Origin of the sequence: Undibacterium sp. JH2W (genome assembly GCF_049340425.1) — a bacterium.
Lineage (GTDB): Bacteria > Pseudomonadota > Gammaproteobacteria > Burkholderiales > Burkholderiaceae_D > Undibacterium.
In genome coordinates this window covers 134,080-156,817 of the sequence record NZ_JBMPOT010000014.1, presented here as the reverse complement: position 1 = coordinate 156,817, position 22,738 = coordinate 134,080, and the positions used below count along the sequence as shown (strand labels likewise).

Here is a 22,738-nt window from a genome sequence, read left to right as displayed (position 1 = left end):
GAAAGCAAGCTTTGAAAGCTGTACTTATTTCCCTATGGCATTACCGCCATTTTATCCTGTCGTCCATCAAGGCCGAGTTCTCCGGTCGCTTTGCCCGCAGCAAGCTGGGTGCTTTGTGGATGATATTAAATCCCCTGGCCCAGGCGACCATCTTTGCCATTGTTTTGTCTGAGGTGCTCGCCAGCAAAATGCCAAACACGGACAGCAAATCGGCCTATGCCATTTACCTGATGGCAGGCATGTCTGCTTGGGGTTTGTTTTCTGAAATCATTACGCGCTGCACCACGGTATTTATCGACTATTCAAATACCCTGAAAAAAATTGCCTTCCCGCGCCTGTGTCTACCACTGATCGTCGGCGGCAGTGCTTTGTTGAATCACTTGCTCTTGCTGGCAGCGATCGCGGTCGTCTTTTTGTTCTTTGGCCACATGCCAACCCTGGCCTGGCTGATACTGCCGATAGGCATGCTGCTCATCGTCATGTTTGCTTTTGGTCTGGGTATCGTGCTTGGTTTATTGAATGTGTTTTCACGCGACGTCGGTCAGGTCATGGGCATAGTCTTGCAACTCTGGTTCTGGTTCACTCCTGTCGTGTATCAAAGCAATGCGCTGCCTAAACAATTTACAGCAATGCTGAGTTTGAATCCCATGACAGCACTGGTCAAGATTTACCAAAATGCCATGCTGTACGGTACCACACCAGTCTGGGCTGATCTGTTGACTCCTTTCCTGCTGTCAGCAGGCCTGTTTATATTTTCTTTTTGGATCTTCCGGCGTGCCAGTGCGGATCTGGTGGATGCGCTATGAGTCAGATTGTATTAAGTGTAGAAAGCGTAGGAAAATGCTACGCCAAGTTTAATGGCTTGCTGGCCCGGCTCATGCATTGGGCTGGCTTGCCAGTCAAACCAGCCTATGAATACTGGGCCAACCGGGATATCAGTTTTCAAGTACCGGCCGGACAAGCTGTTGCCATCATAGGGCAGAATGGAGCAGGTAAAAGTACCCTGCTAAAGATGATTACCGGTACGGTAAGACCAACCAAAGGTCATATCGCCGTACATGGCCGTGTCAGTGCCATGCTGGAATTGGGACTGGGGTTCAACCCGGAATTCTCAGGCCGGCAAAATGCCTACATGGCTGGCGGCTTGATGGGGCTCAGTGGTCAGCAACTCGACCAGCTCATGCCCGGCATAGAAAGTTTTGCTGAAATTGGTGATTTCTTCGATCAACCTTTGCGCGTATATTCCAGCGGCATGCAAGCGCGCCTGGCCTTTGCAGTCGCGACTGCAGTACGCCCGGATGTGCTCATCGTCGATGAAATCCTGTCTGTTGGTGACAGTTATTTCCAGCATCGCAGTTTTGACCGCATACGTCAATTCAAGGAGCAAGGTACCTCCATAATCCTGGTCACCCATGGCATGACTGAAGTGCGCAGCCTGTGTGACCATGTGATCCTGATCGACAAAGGGAGTGTGCTCAAACAAGGCGCCCCTGACGAAGTCGTGGATTTCTACAATGCCATGATCGCCCGCAAGGAAAACGAAAAACTGGAAATCGAGCAGCAGCGCAATGAGCAGGGCTGGCTGCAGACACGCTCAGGTACAGGCCAGGCCAGCGTCACCAAACTCAGCCTGCGCGACCAGGAGAGCGATCAAGTCCTTGCTGCCGCTCAGGTTGGGCAAAAAGTGAAACTGGTCATCGAAGTCCAGTTACGCACCAACATCCCTGAACTGGTACTTGGCCTGATGCTGCGTGACAAACAGGGTAGCGTCATCTGGGGCACTAATACCTGGCACACTGGCCAGGTGCAACATGGTATGCAGGCCGGTGATACCATGGAATTTGTACTGCCCTTTGTCTGCCCGCTGGGGCCAGGATCCTACTCGGTAACAACGGCCTTGACCAAGGCCGAGACTCACCTCGAAGAAAACTATGAATGGTCAGATAATTTGCTGGTATTTGACGTCATCAATGTCAACTACCCGCAATTCATAGGCAGCAACTGGTTACGTGGTGAATTCCAGATCAAGAAACTGGACCCAAGTTAAACAGTACTGAAGGCATCAGCATGTTTTATCTATGCTGATGCTGATCTATGATTTCTTGATACAGGCGGGCATAGTTACCCGCCATTTTTTCGGCTGTAAATAAATCCAGATAACGCTGGCGGGCATTCTTGCCCATCTCGGCAGCTTGCTGCGGATGTGCCAGCAGATACTCCATGGCTTGGCGGAAAGCAGCCGGATCACTCGGTGGCACCACCAGGCCAGTCTGGCCAGCGACGTTGATATACGTCGTACCAGTCCCGATTTCACTGGAAATCATGGGCTTGCCATACATCGCACCTTCCAGCAGTGAAATACCAAACGCCTCTGAGCGCAAGTGAGAAGGAAACGCCAGGGCATAGCACAGTGTCAGCAAGGCAACCTTGTCAGGTTCCGGCAAGGCACCGAGGAAATGGACATTCGTCAATTGCAATTGTTGCGCCTGACGCTTGAGTTCTATTTCTTCCGGGCCGTCACCTACGATGACGATGGGAATGTCGGTGCCTGCCGCCGCTTCCAGCAAGATATGCAAGCCCTTGTAATAGCGCAGCATGCCAACAAACAGGAAAAAATTCTCACCTACCCGCTGACGCCAATGTGCCAGTAAATCTTCACCTGGTACTGGATAAATACTATGATCCAGACCATAGGTAATAACCTCGGTCTTGTTCTTGTACAAGCCCAATGTAGGGCTGGTCGCCAGATAATTGGGGGAGGTAGCAACAATGCGGTCGACATCACGTAAAAACTGATGTTTGAGCGGTGCGTACAGTTTGAGCAGATATTTTTGCCTGACGATATCCGAATGGTAAGTCACCACACTGGGTGTTTTGACACGCCCAAGAAAATGGGCAATATCCATGAAAGGCCAGGGGAAATGGTAATGCACGACATCCGCCTGCTTGGCCAGATCAACAAAGCGTGACAGTGCCGACCAGGAAAAACCGGTAGATGCAATTTCAAAATTCAAATGCGCCCGGTGTACCTTGTGCCCTTCAAATTCTATCAAGGGACGGTCTGTATCACGAGTCAGTGTCAGCACTTCGTTTTCCACCCCCAGACGTGTCGTACCCACCGCCATCTGGCGTATGACTTGCTCAACGCCACCAAAGGTGTCGGGATAATAAGTGCGGTAGAAGTGCAGGACTTTCACTGTGCGCCACCCTTATCCGGTATTGACCATGCGGTAAGCAGCGACCGTGTTTTGCACACAGGCTTCCCAATTCAGTTCTGCGGCTCGTTGCAAACCACGTGCAATGGCGGTAGTGCGCCAGTCTTCATCTTGCAGGGCTTTTAGCAAACCATCGCGTATGCTGTCCACATCACCCGGCTCGACTAGCATGGCAGCACCACCTGCCACTTCTGGCATGGAAGAACAATTGGAAGTCAGCACTGGCACGCCACTGGCCATGGCCTCGGCTATCGGTAAACCAAAGCCCTCATACCAGGATGGATAAGTAAACAAACGGCAACCAGCATATAAAACCGGCAGCCAATGCTGATCAATAAAGCCCAGGTACTTTAACCAGCCTTCACTCTGCCCTTTGGCAATCTCATCATGGATGTCATCGCTTTGCCAGCCCGCACCACCTGCCAATACCAAAGGCCAGCGCTGACGTATCTCCATGGGCAGGGCACGATAAGCCGCCAGCAAATTGCCTAGGTTCTTGCGTGGTTCTATGGTGGAAACAAAAAAACTATAGCCATTGGGCTGCAAACCAATTTGCTGCAATATCGGTGCCGTTTCTTCTGCCTTGTATGGATGGAACAAGTCATCCACGCCCAAGGGAATGGCAACTACCTTTTCCTGCCCCAGGCTGAAATGCTGCATGACTTCCAGGCGTGTTGCCTGTGAATCAGTTAATACCAGGCTCGCCCGCTCCACAGATTGCGGGATGGAAGCGAGAGCACGCTCTATCCTGGTCTTGGGATGCCACTGTGGGTAACGATAAATGGAAAGATCGTGCAAAGTCACCAGGCTGGGCAAATTGCATTTGGGGACAAAATAATTGGGGCTATGAAAAATCGCGTTTGACAAACGGTTCAAGCGTTGCCCGGCGAGGACCGGCATGAGCTTGCCATACCATTGCGAAAAGAAACGCATGCGACCAAGCTGCTGGCGCAATCTTGCCTTATAACTCAAGCGTACAGGCTCAAAAGACTTGACGCTCAAGGCAGAATAATCACGTGAACCAGACAAATCATAATCAGGCAAGCTGCGCCAGAAACCATCTGACAGATATCTTACTGAGTCAATATTTGCCTGGGCTGGCAAACGCGTTGCCAACTCCCAGGCGTAGCGACCTATGCCAGCCAGGGGCGGGTTGATCGCTTCTATTGACAGCACGATATTCATGCAGTGGCCTCATGTTGCAGCATCCACGCCAGCGTATCGCGCAAAGCTATGGGCGGCAACTCACCTATGCAAGCCTGCAAACGATGGGCATCACCTATCAGTTTATAGACTTCATTGGCGCGCACAAAGGCGGGATTGACACTGACCTTGATCTCATAGCCAGCCAGTTCACTGGCCATCTGCAAAACTTCGCGCAGGCTGTAAGCCACACCGGAACAGATATTGAATGTCTCGCCAGCGGGGGCTTTTTCCAGCAAGCGTGAATAAGCTATAGCTACCGTGCGCACATCAGAAAAATCCCTGGCGACATCAAGATTACCCAATTCAATGTCGCTTGCCCTACGGCGGTAATGATTGATGATTTTAGGCAGCAGGAAATTTTCAGTCTGACCTACACCCGTATAATTAAAGGGCCGGGTCACGATGATGGGCAGTTTGTCCATCCACAAGCGTGCCACATGCTCCATTGCCAGCTTGCTGATAGCATAGTCATTGGCAGGCATGGCAGGTTCAGTTTCAGTCAGCACTTCTGCCCTGGAATTGCCATAGATATTGGCGCTACTCGCTACCAGCACCGCGCGCGGTTTCTTGTCCAGTGCTGCCAGAGCTTCCAGCAAATTGCGTGTCCCCACGACATTGACGCGATAGATTTCATCAACATCGCCATGCACGACCGAGGAAATGGCAGCCAGGTGTGCAACGATATCAGGTTGTATCTCTTGCAGTGCTACACGCAAGCCCTGCCTGTCACACAAATCTACCGCATAATGTCCCGGGCTTTGTGTTTCCTTGCCATGGGTAGTGCCGAATACCTGATATCCAGCCTTGCTCAATTCCTGCGCCAGATAACGCCCGGTAAAACCTTTTATACCTGTTATCAGGGCGCGTGGAGTAGTCGACATTTCAGAAGGATGCGCCATTCTCATTGCGTCGCAAGTCGGCATCGACCATCATCTGGCACAATTCTTCCAGTGTTGTCTTGGGTTCCCATCCCAGTACATTTTTGGCCTTGGCCGGATCACCGATCAAGAGCTCGACTTCGGCAGGGCGGTAGAATTTGGGATTCACGCGTACCAGCAATTTGCCGGTTTTTGCGCATGAGGCAGTTTCATTCTCGCCAGCACCCGACCAGTGCAATTGTATGTCTGCCGCTTTGAAAGCCATGGTGACAAAATCGCGTACGGTTTCCGTGCGGTTGGTGGCCAAAACAAAAGTATCTGGCTTATCCGCCTGCAGCATGCGCCACATGCCTTCTACATATTCCTTGGCAAAACCCCAGTCACGCTTGGCATCCATATTGCCGAGTTCAAGTACATCGAGTTTACCGAGTTTGATCTTGGCGACAGAATCAGTGATCTTACGTGTCACGAATTCACGGCCACGCAATGGCGACTCATGATTGAACAAGATGCCGCTGCAGCCAAAGATGCCATAAGATTCACGATAATTGATCGTCATCCAGTGTGCATACAATTTGGCCACGCCATACGGGCTGCGTGGATAAAACGGTGTCGATTCAATTTGCGGTACGGCTTGTACCTTGCCAAACATTTCAGAAGTCGATGCCTGGTAAAAGCGAATCTCGGTATTCACGATGCGAATTGCTTCCAGCAAGTTTAAAGCACCGATGCCCGTGATTTCAGTCGTCGTCAATGGCTGTTCAAAAGACACCCCAACGAAACTTTGCGCTGCCAGGTTATATACTTCAGTCACGCCGGTATTTTGCAACAGGCGTATGCTGGCCGACAAATCGGTGAGATCGTATTCAACCAGATGCAATGCCGGGTGTGTAGCAATCCCCAACTCTTCTATGCGCCAAAAATTGACTGAACTGGTACGGCGATAAGTGCCGTAAACGGTATAGCCTTTTTCCAATAGCAATTGAGCCAGATAGGCTCCGTCCTGACCAGTAATACCAGTGATTAACGCTTTTTTACTCATTCAAGAAAACCTCTTCGCAGCAGCGAACATTCAAAATTCTACTTTTAACCAGATACTGGACCGCCAGTTTGAATTTATCTGTGACAGCGGTCACAATCTGTCTACAGTTGAGCAGTATACAATGAGTGCTCGCCGCACTGCGGAAATTTAATGCAAGCGCATGTAAAAGATGGCATTTAGATAATGCCATCATTCAGGCTTGGACTTCCCACTCAGCCCAGACAGGTCAAATCATGGCAATACCATCCAGGTTTTTGCCTTAGGCAGCACCATAATGCTGTCGATATTGCTCCACAGCATCTTTATACTGCGCCAATTGCTCGTTGGTGCCTGCTATGGACAAATAATCAAATAAATCATTTAGATTGGCGATGGCAGCGACTGGCATATCATAGGCCAAGCCAACTTCCTGTGCAGCTGAGTGGGCAGACAAGGCATCATCCTTGCCAGAGCGCTCCATGCGATCCAGCGCAATCAGTACAGCACAAGGCGTGGCACCCGCTGCGCGTATCATTTCCACCGACTCACGTACTGAAGTACCGGCTGAGATCACATCATCAATGATGACGACCTTGCCAGCCAGTTTGGCACCAACAATATTGCCACCCTCGCCATGATCCTTGGCTTCCTTGCGGTTATAGGCAAAAGCCACATTGCGCCCCTTGCGCGCCAGCGCCACCGCCGTTGCCGATGCCAGGGTAATACCCTTATAGGCGGGGCCGAACAACATATCAAATTCTATGCCGGAATCAAGCAAGGTTTGCGCATAGAAATCAGCGATGCGCCCTAGGTTGGCACCATCATTAAACAAGCCAGCATTAAAGAAATAGGGGGAAGTGCGCCCGGCCTTGGTGACAAAACTGCCAAATTTCAGCACGCCGGCCTCTACCGCAAATTGGATGAATTCCTGCCTCAGACTTGTTGACATATATTTGCCCTAATTTTATCAATGTAAATTTCAAGTAAAAACCTGCCATGCATACCTGTATAAACCTACATAAGCAAGCATAGCACGCCATAAAATGCCTAATGTTGCAGAATTTTCTGCCACCAGGCACTTGCCAATTTTTCTATTTCCCCACTGCCATCCGCCAGTTTGCTGCCTGGGGTCGCCTCGACAGATATCTCCAGTATAGAAACACCCATCTCGCTCATCAATTGTGCAATATGCGTATTGGATTGCTCTTTTATTAATACCTGTTTTTCGGGCACAGTACGCACTTTGACAAACACGTCTGTACTACGCAAGTCGATTGCTTCATCGTGATTGCACAAAGCTGGTAATTCCAGCATTTGACAAGCAAGTCCATTGGCATAACGCAGCAATGTATGCTCTGAGCGCACCAGTTCGCAACGCCAGAACCGCGGCGTGCTGACTATCATCTGTGCCAGCACTGCCTGTAAGACGGGCTCAGGCAAAGCTGCCTGTAGCGCCTGAATATCAAACAAGGCACGCGCACAGGCAGGCTTGGCCTGATTGGCGACCAGGTTGCTTGCCAATGAGATTAAATCTGCTTCAGTCGGAGGCCCTGCCAGTTTGGCAATGCTGTTCAAAGTTCTTTCAAACCGGCTGGCAGGTGCATTTCTATAAGCCAGTTCAACAAAATCAAAATATTGTCGACCCACCTTATGTGGCACATGGTATTGGTGCATATAGGCAATCGCCTTGGCACCCAGTTCTTTTCTGAGCGCTGGAGTGGTCCTGAGTTCCACCATTTTTTCAAGCAAGCTGGTGAGGTCTACTTCATCATCGAGCTTGATCAGCGCATCGCCTGGCAATTCTGCCATGGCACCATTGCTATTGATAATGGTAGGAATACCATAGGCCATGCAGTCCAGCACCGTATACGAAGACTCACCACGTGAGAGACCGCGCAATTGCACGCCAGCATCGGCAGCGTGTAAATAAGTCTGGAACAAGTCAGGATCAGCAAAACCGGTAATGATGATGCGGTCTGCCAAGCCACGCTCTTTGATATCTTGCAATAACTGCATGCCGTACTTGCCGCCATCGTTCTTACCAACAAAGACCAGATGGCAACGGCGGTCCTTGGCCATGGGAGATTGCAACCAGGCTTCCAACACCAGATGATTCAACTTGGTTGGCCCCATCAAGCCAAAGGAACACATCAGGAAATCATCTTCAGCCAAGCCCAGACTAGCGCGTGCCGACTGACGTTCCGATTGATACGGCAGCTTGCGCATATGGGGAACGCGGGTCCAGTTTTCTGTCGCCTGCTCACCATACCATTGTCTTGCCAGCTTCATGGAAAATTCCGAATGCACGATCACCGCCTGTGCGGCATCGAGCATTTGATAATTGCAAGGATATTTCCAAATGATCTGACTCAGGTCTTCGGTATTTTTTGTTTCCAGCAGAGCCTGCAAACCATGGGATTCATATAAGGCCTGGGCCCAGACTTGCGGGCGTTCTGCCGTCATATCCAGATGTGCCAGCAATCCACTCAAGAAAAAATCATGCAAGACGACGATGCCGGGATGACGCGCCAGCATATCCAGCATATAAGTGTGATAAGTAGAATTGCCAAGGTTATACAGCACTCTTTGATAGCGGTCTGCATGCTGTTCAAACCATTGCCATGAACGCACAGGGAAATTGGCGGCCAGCCAGGGGTCACCAATTTCTTGCTGGTCAACGATCAACTCTATGTCGTAATACACTGCCAGTTCAGGCAAGAGTTCTGCACTGAAGTCAGCAATGCCGGAACGCTCAGGTGGCAATGGCGAAAAATAGGCCAGGCGTGGCTTGATCTGGTCTTGCAACTGGCTGACGAATACCGCCTGCCTGCTACGCTGATACTCATGTTGCGCCTCGAATGCAGTAATGGCAGTTTTTGCCGATGCATCCCAGGAGAATTTCTTCGCTTGCTGTACGCCATGCTCACGCAAACTCTGTAAATAGTTTTCGTCTTTCAGGGCGCTCAGCATTTTTCCGGTAATGGCTTGCTCATCGTAAGGGTTGAACAAGGCATCTTCGCGGCCTATCACTTCAGGCAAGCTACTGGTATTGGAAGCAATCACTGGTGCGCCGCAAGACATGGCTTCCAGCGCTGGCAAACCAAAACCCTCATGCCAGGATGGGAAGACAAATAATGTGCAAGCGTGGTACAGCAAAGGCAAATCTTCATCTGCAACATAGCCGGTCAGGATCACGTCATTGCTGGCCAGGCCAGCATCCGCTGCCAGTTTTTGCAAACGCACACGGTCTGCATCCTGGACACTGCAAACAATGGCCAACTGATAATTCTTGCGTACGTCAAGAGGCAGTTTGGCGAAAGAACGTATCAATGCTTCTACATTTTTTCGCAAATCAATGCCACCGGTATACATCACATAAGGGCGCTGCAAACCAAAACGATTTTTAATTCCCTGCAAGACCACAGGATCAGGATCTTGTACATAAAACCTGTCGTCCACTGCCGATGAAATATTCACGATACGGTCAGGCGGCAAATGCAAACACTCCAGGCCTTCGCGCCTGGATGAAGCCGAGATTGCCAGCAATAAATCAGCGCGCTTGAGTGCCTGGATTTTTCTCAAATACCAGGCCTTTACCTGCGCGTTTTCCAGATAGGGGTTGGCGTTAATCAGGGGGATCAAGTCATACAGTGTGACAGCAGTGGGCTGATACTCGCCATTCAAGCCCACACTGCTCAGTGCATCATCGGTCAAGCCTTCAAACAGACTGCTGACATGGACGATATCTGGTCGCCACTCTGCCAGGGCTTGCTCGCGTACCAGTTCACCGGCGCGGGTACGCCAGCGGTTACGATGGTCCAGCTCACTGACAGGGCCAGGGCTTTTCCAGTAATGGATATGCTGAGGCGCGACCAATTGCTCAAAGGCGAGTCTGACGGGTTCCAGGCTATCAGCGAACAGGCTGTTTAACAGCAAGTGCACTTCATGGTTGCCAGCATTGCTTGCCATCGCCTGCGCCAGGGCCAGTGAATATCTGCCTATGCCGCGATGACGGCTGCCAGTTGACTGGCAGGCCTGTAAATCAATGAGAATACGCATCTGGTAACCTGTTTATTCTTGACGAATTATTTCAGTTTGAAGTTTGTTGAAGATGATTTGTGCTTTGGCCGACAGGCGTGAATCATTGAGGTGTTTGGGTGCTTCCAGTGTTTGCTTGCCCGCCGAGACGACTTGGGGCGCCAGTCTGGGTTGCATACTCTTTCTGATCCTGCGCTCTATACCCGGGAAATATTGCAATACTCGTAATGCCATATTTTTAATGCCGGGTATGGCCACTACACGACGTATCATGCGTCCTGCCAGGCTACGCATATTCTGTTTCGTGTTCTTTATGGCAATTATTTTCCCAACTACATATCTGAATGGTGCGGTCACTTTCCAGGAGGTACTGGCATACACTGCATCAAGCTCTGCACGTAATTGCTTTTCATTCATGATGTATCGGGAAAGGGATTCAGGTGGAAAAAGAACGCAAGTATAAACTATGCGGCTTTACAGACCCTGGCAAACTTAATCAGGCTTTTGTATATCTGCTATGCTGAAGCCAATTTTTGACTATTTCTCAAAAAATCATGACCAAAATTATCTCTGCCAATTTAAATGGCATACGCTCAGCTGCAAAAAAAGGCTTTTTTGAATGGATGCAGAAGGAAAATCCCGATGTAGTCTGCGTGCAAGAGCTGAAAGCCCAGGAAGCGGACATGACGCCAGACTTCCTGAATCCGCACAAGTATCACGGGCATTTTCACTATGCCGAGAAAAAAGGCTATTCCGGTGTCGGTGTTTACAGCAAAAAAGAACCAGATGCCGTCGTCATCGGCTTTGGCAGCCCTGAATTCGATGCTGAAGGCCGTTATGTGCGCTGTGATTTTGGCAACTTGTCGGTGATTTCCCTGTACTGCCCTTCTGGCTCCTCCTCCCCTGAGAGACAGGAAGCCAAGTTCCGTTTCATGGAATTGTTTTACCCCCACCTGCAACAATTGATCGCTGAAGGCAGGGAAATCGTCATTTGTGGCGACTGGAATATTGCCCACAAAGAAATCGATTTGAAAAACTGGAAGAGCAATCAAAAGAATTCCGGCTTTTTACCAGAAGAACGCGCCTGGATGACACGCCTGTTTGATGAACAGGGCTGGTTGGACGTCTATCGCCATCTGCATCCTGAAACCACAGCCGAGGCGTATACCTGGTGGAGTAATCGCGGCCAGGCCTGGGCGAATAATGTGGGGTGGCGTATCGACTACCATGTGGCCACCAGCGGCATAGGTAAACAAGCGCACAAGGCGTCAATTTACAAGGAAGCGCGCTTTTCTGACCATGCCCCCCTGATTATTGAGTACAAGTAAGCCTGTTTGCTCCAACCAGACAAAAATACCCGTCAATTGTAGATTGACGGGTATTTTTTATTTCCATGACTAGCCGGGCAAACGCTTAACACGGTCACGTTTGACTTCAGTCAACTTACTCCCCTGCTCACGGACATAAGCTTCAAGAGCCTCCAGGTCGCGGCCTATCAACTCCTTGCCCTGGGCTTGCTTGAGTACCGCAAAACCATCGCCGCCATCGGCCATGAAGCTATTCACGACCACGCTATATTGCTGGTTCAGGTCCAGTGGCTTGCCCTTGATCTGGACATCTTTCACTCTTTCACTGATGACTGCACGCGGGTCATAGCTATAGCTCAGTGTGTGTGACACAAACAATTTTTTAGGATCATTGACTTCACGGCCTAGCCATTGTTGCTGTAGCAAAGTCATGATTTGTGCGCCAGATAATTTCATGCGTACCAGGTTATTGCCAAATGGCTGTACGGCATACAAATCACCATACGACACCGCCACCGGGCCAGTGGCCTTGCCCGAAGGCAGGTCACTACGTATGCCACCGGCATTCATGAAAGCGACATCAGCCCCACCCGCATGCTGTCCATGATGCAGTTGCGAATCAGCGATGATATTGCCCAGGCTGCTATCAAACGCACCTGCTTCACTATTACGCAGCAATGGTGCGTTCAAGTTGACGATGGGACGCTGGCGCAAGCCCACAGTTTGTGCTGCCACCTGATCCACCAGCTGTTTTGCCGCAGGGTCGGCCTGCAAGGCTTGCTGGTCTATCAGATGATTGACAGCGACTGCATTGATCACCTGATTGGTCTTGCGGTCTATCGTCAGTGTCGACTCAGTCAGGAAGGAGCCATAGCTGCGTCCCTGCACTACCAATCTGCCATCTATCTTGCAGGTATAGCCCTGGTGCGAATGGCCAGAGACGACCAGGCTAATGGCCTTATCGAGTTTTTTCGTGATTTCTATGATAGGGCCTTGCAAGCCCTCGCAACGATAGCTGGGATCATTCTCTGCGCCCTTGTAGATCGCACCTTCATGTATCAGCACGACAATCGCAGCAACACCTTGCTTTTGCAGTTCTGGCACATAGCGGTTGATGGCCGTTGCTTCATCTTCAAATTGCAAATGCTTGACTGCGTCACCGGCGACCAGGTTGGGCACATCGGCCGTCACCGCTCCGATAAAGCCTACCTTGACATCACCGACCTGGCGTATCACATAAGGTGTCAACCAGGGTTTAACACTCCCCTTTTCATGGATGTTAGCGCCCAGATAGGTAAAGCGTGCACCCTTGAAGTCGGCATAGGCACATCCCGTCGAGGGGCAATCCCCCTTGATTTTACGCATCAGGTCAGCCGTACCATTGTCAAATTCATGATTGCCGACTGCTGTCACGGACAAGTCCAGGCGATTCAAGGCTTCGATGACAGGCTCATCCTTGAGCAGTGCCGTACCCATGGGCGAAGCACCGATCAAATCACCGGCACCGACAAAGATGCTGCTTCCCACAGCCTGGCGACGTTCTTTGAGTTTGCTCGTCAAATAGGCATAGCCACCTGCAGGTACGGCGATTTTCTCACCCGGACGAGTCGCCATATACGGCACAGGCTGGTCTGCCTGCAAGTTGCCGTGAAAATCATTGATGCTGAAGATAGTGATATCCATTGTTGCCGCCTGGTTCGTTGTGCCCGTACTTGTACTGGCACAGGCTGTCAGCAATACGGCAGCAATGGATGATGCACTGATTAATGTTAACTTTTGCATAGGAAGTATTCTTAGTTTTAAAACTTAGTTTTAAAAGAATAAGGCCTGCAACAAGAGCACTTGTTGCAGGCCTGAATCAAGTCTGTGTGGTGGCTTGTATCCCACCACACGATGTCTTCAGATTAGAAATCTGCGGACAAGGTGACCGATGTGAAGCGAGGTGCGCCCAGATAATAAAACACTGATTTTGCCGTTGCTGTGCCATACGCCAAGGCATTAGTCACATTGAAGCTGGACGGATTGCGATATTTTTCGTTAGTAAGATTACTGATACTCAAACGCAATGTAGGTTTCTTCAGCCAGCCCGAGTTTGGAAATTGATAGCCCGCGTCAAAACCAAGCAACGTGTAGCCAGGAACCAATTCGTCGTTTGTCATAGTGGCCCATTGGCTACCAGTGTACTTCGCTTTCAGACGTGTATACCAAACAGCCGTTTCATATTGCGCACTGATACCGGCTTTCCATTCTGGTGTCAAGGTCATTTGCTTGCCAGCCGTTGGTAAAGTTGCCGTTTTACTTGCTGGCAAATCTGCCTGAATTTCACTATTCGCATAGCCTACAGAGCCATAGAAGGACCAACCGTTAACTGGAGTATTACCCAGTTCAAGTTCAAAGCCTTTGGTCTTCACTCTACCTATACTCGTCAAACTGCTGGTGTTGGAGATAGGATCAAATGCAGTTGCCTGACGATCCCTGAAATCTACCGCATAAACAGTTGCCGAGCCTGTCAATTGGTCGCTTTGCAGGCGATAACCAATGTCCAGGTTATATGACGTCTCTGCTTTAACGTCCACTGGGAAAGTCGGGACACCATTGACAACAAACACGTTACCACTTGTTGCGTAAATGAAGTTAGGAGGTACCTTCATATTTTTTGCCAGGCTGGCAAAAACTTGGTTGTTATTATCTATTTGATATCTAACACCAAGTTGCGGCAAAATTTCCGAGTAATTTTTCTTAATATTGTATGTAATGCCCGCACCGTTATTAGCGTTACTACCTTGCGTATTAGAAGTACCTTCATTAGCGTAGTTAGTAAATTCCCGCTTCATCGTTGGCGCACGAACACCGACGTTCAACGTCAGCTTGTCATTCATAAGACTAATGGTATCTTGCACGAAGAATTGATATGCAGTACTTACAGTTCTCCAGTCACGAGCCTGGAATAGTGAGCCGTCTGGTCTGGTCAGGAGACCGTTTTTAAACCATGGATCAGCATAATTTCCACTCGCATCAACATACTCCATTGGTGCATATTGCTCATGCACTGCACGCTCCACCCAGAAACCAGCCAGGATGGTGTGGTTATCCAAAGAATGAGTAACCGACGCTGTGATGCCGGGACGGTTTGTGCGAGTGACGCTGCTGCTGGCAACAATAACTTTGTCCTGTGTGTCACCATCACCATTCAGGTCAACGCCTGCAGTATTTTTGCCCGTAGCTGGGTTCAGGAAGAAGCTTTCACCTTGCAAACGCTGCTGGACACCGCCTGTACCATAACCATACCAGTAATATGGAACAATTTTGATATCCGTATTTTCACCCAGGCGGAATTTCGCAGTTGCAGATGCAATGACGTTCTCAAACGGATTTTGCGTCAAGCGATAGAAAGTATCAGCATTGGCCTGATTGGCATCAGATCCAGGTTTGCCCGGAGTAGCAGCTGCATGTCCAATGAATGCAGTGGAATAGTCATAGTAATAACCATTTTTTGCCAGGTCTGCAAGATTGAATGTGCTGATGTTTTGGTTAACGGCACGGTTGTATAAAATTGTTCCGTTAATGGAATTAAATTTATCGAAATCTGTACGGAAACCAATGTCTACGTGATCACGCTTCGCGCCGCCTTCACCCTTCCATTTATCAGCTTGCGCATGAGACACAGAGATAAAGAAACGGGACTTGCCGTCACTCCACAAACCCGTGTCATAGCGCATATAAGTCTTGGACAGTTTCAAGCCACCCAGTGTTTGCATGACGCGGAAACGTTTTTCCTTGGCTGGATCACAAGTGATGATCCCGAAGTTACCACCAGTTGCACCAATTTGTGGAGAGTCAACGTCGGTCGAACCCTGGGTCACGAATTGAGTACAGGTATTTTCCTGATCGACGAATTCTTGCGGGAACACAGAGAAGCTACCAGAATCATTAACTGGTACGCCATTGATGGTTGCACCGATCTGGTCGCTGTTAAAGCCACGCAGTGTCAAGCCGCCACCGAACAAACCTGTTGCATCATAGTTAAAACTATTCACCGCAGGCATCAATTCCAGCGCTTCATAGGCATTGCCTGTAGGACGCTGCTTGGCCAGTTCTTCAGCAGTGATCGTGCTGCGTGCTTTTGGCGCATTTTCTTGCACCATCAAACCCATACCAACTTTTTTGCCGGTAATAGTGACGCGATTAGCATCCGTAGGTTCAGTTGATTCTGTTTGCTGCGCGTAGGCAGAAGACATGCTCAGGCATACCAGTTGGCATGCAACTGCAACCATCGACAAACGCGATGGAAATGCGGATGATTTATTTAATTGTTTCATTGAAGCTCCCGAATCATTTTACAAATGGAAATAAAAATTAGTGCAAAACCCCGTTTATCATCTCAAGCCACCGCAACTGCCTGATGACATCTCCTTCACAGCTTCTTTTTTGCCAAAATTTTTGGCTTTTTTTTGTAACTGGTTGTAAATCCACAACAAACACCTGCGATGACATGTCACGCTGGAAATAGCGTCCATCGCCATTTTTCTGCGCAAACGATTGCTTTTTTGAAAAATAAACTAAATCAAATGACGCAATCGATTGCTATTTCCAAACAAAAAACAGACGGACTTTTTTACAGTGCGTCTATCTCCTAGTGACATCTTTAAACTTGAGCAATTTGCCAGGGCAAATGTCTGCAGATCAGATATTTTGATATGTGAAAATAGTCTAACACATAAAATTTTGAACTTGCAGAGTGTCCCATCCAATTATTAAAGGATGATGACAAAGTGGTTTCAACAACAAGATTCTGTCACAATTGCGCGACAAATTGTCATTTAAATACTATTTTTTAGTGAGTATTAAGCTCATTTTGCCGAATATCCAATGGGAGATATCCCTTTGACATTGGTTTGATAAGGTGGGAGCGAACTGATGCTGACCCCTTTGGCACGCGCATACAGCGGCATCACTTCTGGAAAATGGCGCTCAATTTCGGCAATACGGGTTTTACCTGCTGGGTGAGTGGACAGCCATTGTGGCGGTGCACCTTTGCTGATCATTCCCATTTTTTGCCATAGTGCAACACCGGCACGTGGATCGTAGCCAGCCCTGGCAGCAATATCGAGACCAACGATATCTGCTTCAGTTTCGTCTTCACGGGAAAAGGCCAGCATACCGAATTTTGCTACGCCTCCAGCAACACCGCCTGCCAGATGAGGATCATAGCCTTTGGCACCAGCCCATAATTCCACGATCTTGACGCCCACATTGGCTGCCATGGCCTTGCCGGCACGCTCGGCTCCATGCTCACGCAGGGCATGGGCAATTTCATGGCCCATGACGATAGCAACTTCATCATCGGTCAGCTTCAGGCTATCAAGGATGCCGGAATAAAAGGCGATCTTACCGCCTGGCATGCAATAGGCATTGACCTGCTTGGAGGCAATCAGATTGATTTCCCATTTCCATTGCTTTGATCGCTCATTCCATTTCAGCGCATGCGGTATCAATTTGTCAGCAATCGCACGCAAGCGTATGACTTGAGGATGGTTAGCCGGGCCCAGTGCATTCTGTTGTTCTGCCGACCGCATGGTTTGTGCATATTGCGTGGCAGCCTGGTTTTCCAGTGCACCGGTAGGTGCCAGCTTGCGCATGATGGACATACTACCTACTTGTACCCCTTCCTGCTGCTCGCGGCTATGCACATTACTGGAAACAGTAATAGCAAACAGGCTGGAAATTGCAAACGCAAGGTGGCTCAGTTTCATGGCAAATAGGTAGCGGAATAATATGCAGGATGATAAGCCGAAAATGGCGGCCCCTCGCGCTTTTTAAAGATCTCTCACTTTTTAAATTTATCTCAGTTCTTGAGTTCAGCTATCAGCACACTAATTGTGCTCACCTGTGGAGTGTCCAAATCTGTAGTGCACAGGCCAAAATCGTAAACTTAAATTAATAAAAAATAAATATTTCTTGAATTCAATACATGTATACTTGCGTATACATCTTTTACCTATCTGGAAATCGCCTACTTCATCGATTTCTCCATGTATCCCATGACCCAGCCTTTATCTGAACGTTATCAACACATCGATTTTCTTCGCGGTTTTGCAGCCTTGCTGGTGATTTACCAGCATACGGTGGACTTCGCCATGATGGCGCAGCCGAATGTCAGCTTGAATGGACTGGAATCGGGGATAGCCCATTTTTTCACCAAGCAACTTGGCCTGGGTGAAGTGGGCGTTTGCATCTTTCTCATGGTCAGCGGTTTTGTGGTTCCCTTCAGTCTGTCCAGTTATCCAGTGAGACCGGTTTCTACCTTTGTGATACACAGGTTCTTCCGCCTGTATCCAGCTTATTGGTTGTCCGCCATTCTTGGTTTGATTTTTGTCTGGTGGCGTTTTGGCAGCCAGCATGGTGGCAATGAGATTAACTGGCTGATGTTCTTTGCCAACCTCACGATGTTTCATGCCTTTTTCGGCATAGAAAACATCATAGGATCGTACTGGACGCTGACATTGGAACTCTTGTTTTACATCACTTGCATTTACCTGTTTACCCGCAACAAGCTGACATCGATAAAAAGCATCAGCCTGTTTTTTTTCAGCTTGCTGATACTGCGTGAAGTATTACGCCACGTGCCATATATTTCGGGCTATCACTGGAATGTCTACTCTTGCATGCGTTATACCGGCTATATGTTTTTTGGACTTTTATACCGGGAATGGCTGCTCAATGATGACAAGGCGGCCGGGAAAAATGCGCTCATCATTCTGGCGCTGACCTATGTATCTTTTGCTGGCAAGGACATCGTGCGGATGTGGAGCTTACAGGCCGAGTATCTGAAAACACCGATGACGCAATTCACGGCGATCGCGATCTTTGTATTGGCCACGACTATCTGCAAAATCCGCGGGAAGCTGGGCAATTTTCTGGGGAAGATCAGCTACTCCATGTATCTGTTCCACCCAGTCATTTTTTACCCGCTATACACTTATTTCTGGATAGGCTTGCCGCCCGTCATACAAGCACACCCCCACTTGTTTTTCTTGCTATCTGCAAGCTTGACGATATTGTTTTCTTACCTCAGTTATCGCTGGATAGAAAATCCAGCGATCAACTACGGCAAGCAAATCACACGACAACGCAATGCGCGCCTGTCTGCACCGCCGCATGAATTACTTCTTGCGCAGGCGGAACACGGCCAGGCTACCACGTAAATTGGGTAGCCAGGTCACTGGCTGGCCCTCGTGCAGGGCCACGCATTCCAGTACTTCCAAACCAACTTCATTGGCCAGGTCAGAAAAGTCATAGATAGTCGCGCAGCGTACATTCGGTGTGTCATACCATTCATAGGGCAATGATTTTGACACTGGCATCTTACCGCGCAATAAGGCCGCGCGGTGCGGCCAGTAACCAAAATTGGGGAAAGAGACTATCGCTTCGCGCCCTACCCTGGCGATATCACGCAGCAAGGGTTCGACATGTTTCATCATCTGCAGCGAATTTAAACACATGACGGTATCGAAGGCATTGTCTTCAAACATGCCCAGACCGTTTTCCATATCCTGTTGTATGACATTGACGGCACGAGTGGCACAGGCCAGCACCTTGTCATCGGCGATTTCTATGCCATAACCACGGCATTGTTTGTCGCTTTGCAGATAATCAAGCATGACGCCATCGCCGCAGCCGACGTCGAGTACTTGTGCCTGCGGCTTGATCCAGTGCGCAATGAAAGCCAGGTCAGGTCGCAAGACGTTTAATTCAGAAAAATTCATGCTGCGGCTCCCAATAATGCGGCTTGTAATTCTGCATCGATACGCTGATAGTAAGCGGCGATCAGGTTCAAGTAACGCGAGTCATCCAGCAAGAAAGCATCATGACCATGCGGCGCATCGATTTCCGCATAAGTGACGGTGCGTTTATTGCTGACCAGAGCTTTGACAATTTCACGGCTACGCTCAGGTGAAAAACGCCAGTCTGTGGTGAAAGAGGCGAGCAGGAACTTGGCCTTGGTCTGCGCCAGTGCCTTGGCCAGGTCACCGCCGGTATGGCGGGCCGGATCAAAATAATCGAGCGCCTTGGTGATCAGCAAATAGGTATTCGCATCAAAATAATCAGAGAACTTGTCGCCCTGGTAGCGCAGATAAGACTCGATTTCGAAATCCACGCCATAACCAAACTGGTAGTCGCCGCCTTTGAGGTCGCGGCCAAATTTTTCTGCCATGTCATCGTCGGAAAGATAAGTGATATGTCCTATCATGCGCGCGACCCGCAGGCCGCGACGCGGCACAACATTGTGGGCATAAAAATCGCCACCATGAAAATCGGGATCAGTCAAAATTGCCTGGCGCGCCACGTCATTGAAGGCAATATTCTGTGCCGAGAGTTTGGGGGTGGAGGCCACGACTACGCAATGACGCAGACGATCTGGATACAAGATACTCCAGGCCAGCGCCTGCATGCCACCGAGTGAGCCTCCCATGACGGCGGCAAATTGCGTGATACCCAGACGCTCTGCCAGTCTGGCCTGGGCATTGACCCAGTCTTCCACTGTCACTACCGGGAAATCCGCGCCATATGGCTTGCCAGTTGCAGGATTGTTGTGCATGGGGCCGGTGGAACCAAAGCAGGAACCGAGATTATTAACGCCGATGACAAAAAACTTGTTGGTATCCACTGGCTTGCCTGGTCCCACCATATTATCCCACCAGCCTACGTTCTTGGGCTGGTCTGCATACACGCCGGCCACATGGTGCGAGGCATTCAGGGCATGGCAGATCAGGACTGCATTGGATTTATCGGCATTCAGACTGCCATAGGTTTCCACCATCAGGGTGTAGCCTGCAATCGAGGTGCCGTTTTGCAGGGCCAAAGGCTCATCGAATAGAAACGCTTGTGGCGTGACGATGCCAACTGATCCAGGTAAGGATGACATACACTCTTCCATCGGGATTTAACCCGTTATCAAAAAACTCAGGAAGGCTAAAAGGTGGGCTGAATGTGGGAAGGGGAAGCTGCATTCAAGCTCGCTTTAGCCGTATTTATCATTCGGGATGTTTTCCGAACCGCGCCCGCAAGCTGATTTTCAAATCGGCGCAATAGTTGAAGGATAAACCAAGTCTGGCACCGAGGTCAAACCCCGGCGCCCATACAGTAGCAATTTTAATGTAATGTGGGCGACTGCGCCCCCATGGCCGCCAGGGTTTCGCGGATGGTCGCTGAATCATAACTGCGCAAGATTTTTTTTACATGACCTTGCAAGGCATCAAGTCGGGTATTCAAAATCTCTTGTTTAATTTCTGGCAACAACGCTGCTGGCATGGATAATTCACGAAAGCCCATGCCCGCCAGCAAGCGTGTCAGGCGTATATCACCCGCCATGCCACCGCAGATGGAAACCGGTATACCAGCCCTTTCACCCGCCGTAATAATCATTTGCAAGAGTTGCAAAATAGCCGGATGCAAATCGTCGTACAAATGGGCAACCTCATGATCTGCCCTGTCGATGGCCAGCGTGTATTGGATCAGGTCATTGGTACCAACAGAGAGGAAATCGAGTTTTTTGACAAACATGGGCAGCGACAAGGCCGCCGCCGGGATTTCTATCATGGCACCGATAGCGATCCCTGCATCAAAATCCTTACCCTCTTTGCGCAACTCGGTCTTGGCCTGTTCTATCATGGCCAGAGTCTGGTCTATCTCAAAGCCATGGGCCATCATCGGTATCAGGATCTTGACCTTGCCAAAAGCCGAAGCTCGCAAAATCGCGCGCAATTGTGTCAGAAATAATTGCGGCTCCGCCAGGCAATAGCGTATGGCCCGCAAACCCAGTGCGGGATTGAGGATATTGTGTTCTGTCGTATCCAGTGGTTTGTCGGCACCGACATCGAGTGTGCGTATCGTCACTGGCCTGCCCTTCATGCCTTGCACGGCAGTGCGGTAGGCTTCAAACTGTTCTTCTTCTGTAGGCAGCTTGTGTTGCTGGCCACTGCTTTCCATGAACAAAAATTCTGAACGGAACAAACCTACTCCGCTGGCGCCAGCTTCCAGTGCATGGGCGGCGTCTTGTGGCAATTCTATATTTGCCAGCAAAGTGATTTCGACACCATCCTGGGTAATTGCTGGTGTCTTCTTGAGTTTGTGGAGTTTTTTCCTGGCCTTGGCCAATATCACCTGACGTTCGCGATATTGTTCGAGTACCAGACTGCTAGGCGCAACGATGACGACACCAGCATCACTGTCGATAATGAGCCAGTCATCCTGCTCTATCAGGCGTGATGCATTGCCCATGCCGACCACAGCCGGTATCCCCAGGCTGCGTGAGACGATGGCAGTATGGGAATTGTGTCCCCCCTCATCTGTGACAAAACCGGTAAAAGCCACATCACGGAATTGCATCATGTCAGCCGGAGAGATATCCCTGGCGACGACGATCATATTGGCATTGCGTTCATCTATGCCTTCCGAGCGCACTGCACTACCAGCCGTACCTGTCAAGACCTTGAGTACGCGCTCAGCGACTTGCTGGATATCCGCCTTGCGTTCACGCAGGTAATCATCTTCGATTTCATCGAACTGGGCAGATAATTCATCGATCTGGCTGACCAGTGCCCATTCGGCATTGTAGTGACGGGTGCGGATGATATCGAGTGGTGCTTCCGAGATCATGGGGTCGGACAGGATCAGCACATGAACGTCGATGAAAGCGCCAAGTTCAGTTGGCGCATCAGCAGGCAAATCCGACCAGATAGCCTGTAATTCTTTATGTACCTGGGCAATGGCTAATTGCAATCTCTGCACTTCGGCTTCGATCTGCTCTTGCCCTACCAAATAATGTTGTACATCCAGCGCAGCCGGCCGCAGCAAATGGGCGCGTCCGATGGCGATACCGCGTGAAACGGGGATGCCTTGCAGTGTAAAAGATGCCATGCTGTGTCCCCCAAAATGCTTAATTTCCGGGCGCTATCATCTTGCCGCCCTGTCTTCATTCTCTTGTACAGACGTAGCGCTAAGGCTAAGACCTGATGCCGCCAGTGCATGAATATTTTGTTGCCGGATTTGTCGCAGGATTTACTGCAAATG

At 49.7% G+C, this 22,738-nt stretch carries 17 protein-coding genes; 4 read left to right on the top strand and 13 right to left on the bottom strand.

Annotation, left to right across the window (positions count from 1 at the left end):
* Positions 1–11 precede the first annotated feature (11 nt).
* A complete protein-coding gene (locus ACO0LC_RS21320) occupies positions 12–806 on the top strand; it encodes an ABC transporter permease (RefSeq protein ID WP_423006848.1) in 795 nt (264 codons plus the stop codon).
* A complete protein-coding gene (locus ACO0LC_RS21315) occupies positions 803–2,047 on the top strand; it encodes an ABC transporter ATP-binding protein (protein WP_423006846.1) in 1,245 nt (414 codons plus the stop codon). The genes ACO0LC_RS21320 and ACO0LC_RS21315 overlap by 4 nt, the downstream gene beginning before the upstream one ends.
* A gap of 25 nt (positions 2,048–2,072) precedes the next feature.
* Here the strand turns inward: ACO0LC_RS21315 and ACO0LC_RS21310 are convergent, their stop codons facing one another.
* The 7 genes from ACO0LC_RS21310 to ACO0LC_RS21280 all read right to left on the bottom strand — a co-directional run bounded on the left by ACO0LC_RS21310 (position 2,073) and on the right by ACO0LC_RS21280 (position 10,775).
* On the bottom strand, positions 2,073–3,197 hold the full coding sequence (locus ACO0LC_RS21310; protein WP_423006844.1) for a glycosyltransferase family 4 protein: 1,125 nt from the start codon (positions 3,195–3,197) through the stop codon (positions 2,073–2,075).
* Positions 3,198–3,209: 12 nt separating this feature from the next.
* Positions 3,210–4,400 carry a glycosyltransferase family 4 protein gene (locus tag ACO0LC_RS21305; protein WP_423006842.1) on the bottom strand — a complete coding sequence of 397 codons (1,191 nt, stop codon included), beginning with the start codon at positions 4,398–4,400 and terminating at the stop codon, positions 3,210–3,212.
* Entirely contained in the window at positions 4,397–5,320 is a 924-nt protein-coding gene (locus ACO0LC_RS21300; RefSeq protein WP_423006840.1) for a GDP-mannose 4,6-dehydratase, read from the bottom strand. Before ACO0LC_RS21300 ends, ACO0LC_RS21305 begins: the two co-directional genes overlap by 4 nt.
* Positions 5,304–6,341: a GDP-mannose 4,6-dehydratase gene (gene gmd, locus ACO0LC_RS21295; protein ID WP_423006838.1), complete on the bottom strand. Its 1,038-nt coding sequence runs from the start codon at positions 6,339–6,341 to the stop codon at positions 5,304–5,306. The genes ACO0LC_RS21300 and gmd overlap by 17 nt, the downstream gene beginning before the upstream one ends.
* 259 nt (positions 6,342–6,600) lie before the next feature.
* Complete coding sequence (gene pyrE / locus ACO0LC_RS21290) at positions 6,601–7,269, bottom strand: orotate phosphoribosyltransferase (RefSeq protein WP_423006836.1); 669 nt, start codon at positions 7,267–7,269, stop codon at positions 6,601–6,603.
* Positions 7,270–7,367: 98 nt separating this feature from the next.
* The gene (locus tag ACO0LC_RS21285) at positions 7,368–10,379 is read right to left on the bottom strand and encodes a glycosyltransferase (protein WP_423006834.1); all 3,012 of its coding nucleotides are present in this window, start codon (positions 10,377–10,379) and stop codon (positions 7,368–7,370) included.
* Between the two features lie 12 nt (positions 10,380–10,391).
* The gene (locus ACO0LC_RS21280; RefSeq protein WP_423006832.1) at positions 10,392–10,775 is read right to left on the bottom strand and encodes a hypothetical protein; all 384 of its coding nucleotides are present in this window, start codon (positions 10,773–10,775) and stop codon (positions 10,392–10,394) included.
* A gap of 137 nt (positions 10,776–10,912) precedes the next feature.
* Here ACO0LC_RS21280 and ACO0LC_RS21275 point away from each other — a divergent pair, with 137 nt between their 5' ends.
* Positions 10,913–11,686, top strand: coding sequence for an exodeoxyribonuclease III (locus tag ACO0LC_RS21275; RefSeq protein WP_423006830.1), 774 nt, complete (start codon positions 10,913–10,915; stop codon positions 11,684–11,686).
* Between the two features lie 69 nt (positions 11,687–11,755).
* Here ACO0LC_RS21275 and ACO0LC_RS21270 read toward each other — a convergent pair whose 3' ends face one another.
* From ACO0LC_RS21270 to ACO0LC_RS21260, 3 genes are all read right to left on the bottom strand, one after another.
* Entirely contained in the window at positions 11,756–13,447 is a 1,692-nt protein-coding gene (locus tag ACO0LC_RS21270; RefSeq protein WP_423006828.1) for a bifunctional metallophosphatase/5'-nucleotidase, read from the bottom strand.
* A gap of 122 nt (positions 13,448–13,569) precedes the next feature.
* Positions 13,570–15,984, bottom strand: coding sequence for a TonB-dependent receptor (locus ACO0LC_RS21265; protein ID WP_423006826.1), 2,415 nt, complete (start codon positions 15,982–15,984; stop codon positions 13,570–13,572).
* Positions 15,985–16,515: 531 nt separating this feature from the next.
* A complete protein-coding gene (locus tag ACO0LC_RS21260; RefSeq protein ID WP_423006824.1) occupies positions 16,516–17,418 on the bottom strand; it encodes a M48 family metallopeptidase in 903 nt (300 codons plus the stop codon).
* Between the two features lie 288 nt (positions 17,419–17,706).
* On the opposite strand from ACO0LC_RS21260, the gene ACO0LC_RS21255 reads away from it, so the two are divergent.
* Positions 17,707–18,870, top strand: coding sequence for an acyltransferase family protein (locus ACO0LC_RS21255; RefSeq protein ID WP_423006822.1), 1,164 nt, complete (start codon positions 17,707–17,709; stop codon positions 18,868–18,870).
* On the opposite strand, the gene metW is transcribed toward ACO0LC_RS21255, so the two are convergent.
* The 3 genes from metW to ptsP form a co-directional block, all read right to left on the bottom strand.
* Positions 18,829–19,431: a methionine biosynthesis protein MetW gene (gene metW, locus ACO0LC_RS21250; RefSeq protein ID WP_423006820.1), complete on the bottom strand. Its 603-nt coding sequence runs from the start codon at positions 19,429–19,431 to the stop codon at positions 18,829–18,831. The two genes, ACO0LC_RS21255 and metW, sit on opposite strands and share 42 nt — an antisense overlap.
* Positions 19,428–20,591 carry a homoserine O-succinyltransferase MetX gene (gene metX / locus ACO0LC_RS21245; protein ID WP_423006818.1) on the bottom strand — a complete coding sequence of 388 codons (1,164 nt, stop codon included), beginning with the start codon at positions 20,589–20,591 and terminating at the stop codon, positions 19,428–19,430. The genes metW and metX overlap by 4 nt, the downstream gene beginning before the upstream one ends.
* Positions 20,592–20,818: 227 nt before the next feature.
* Positions 20,819–22,585, bottom strand: a complete 1,767-nt coding sequence (ptsP, locus tag ACO0LC_RS21240; protein WP_423006816.1) for a phosphoenolpyruvate--protein phosphotransferase — start codon at positions 22,583–22,585, stop codon at positions 20,819–20,821.
* Positions 22,586–22,738: the final 153 nt, after the last annotated feature.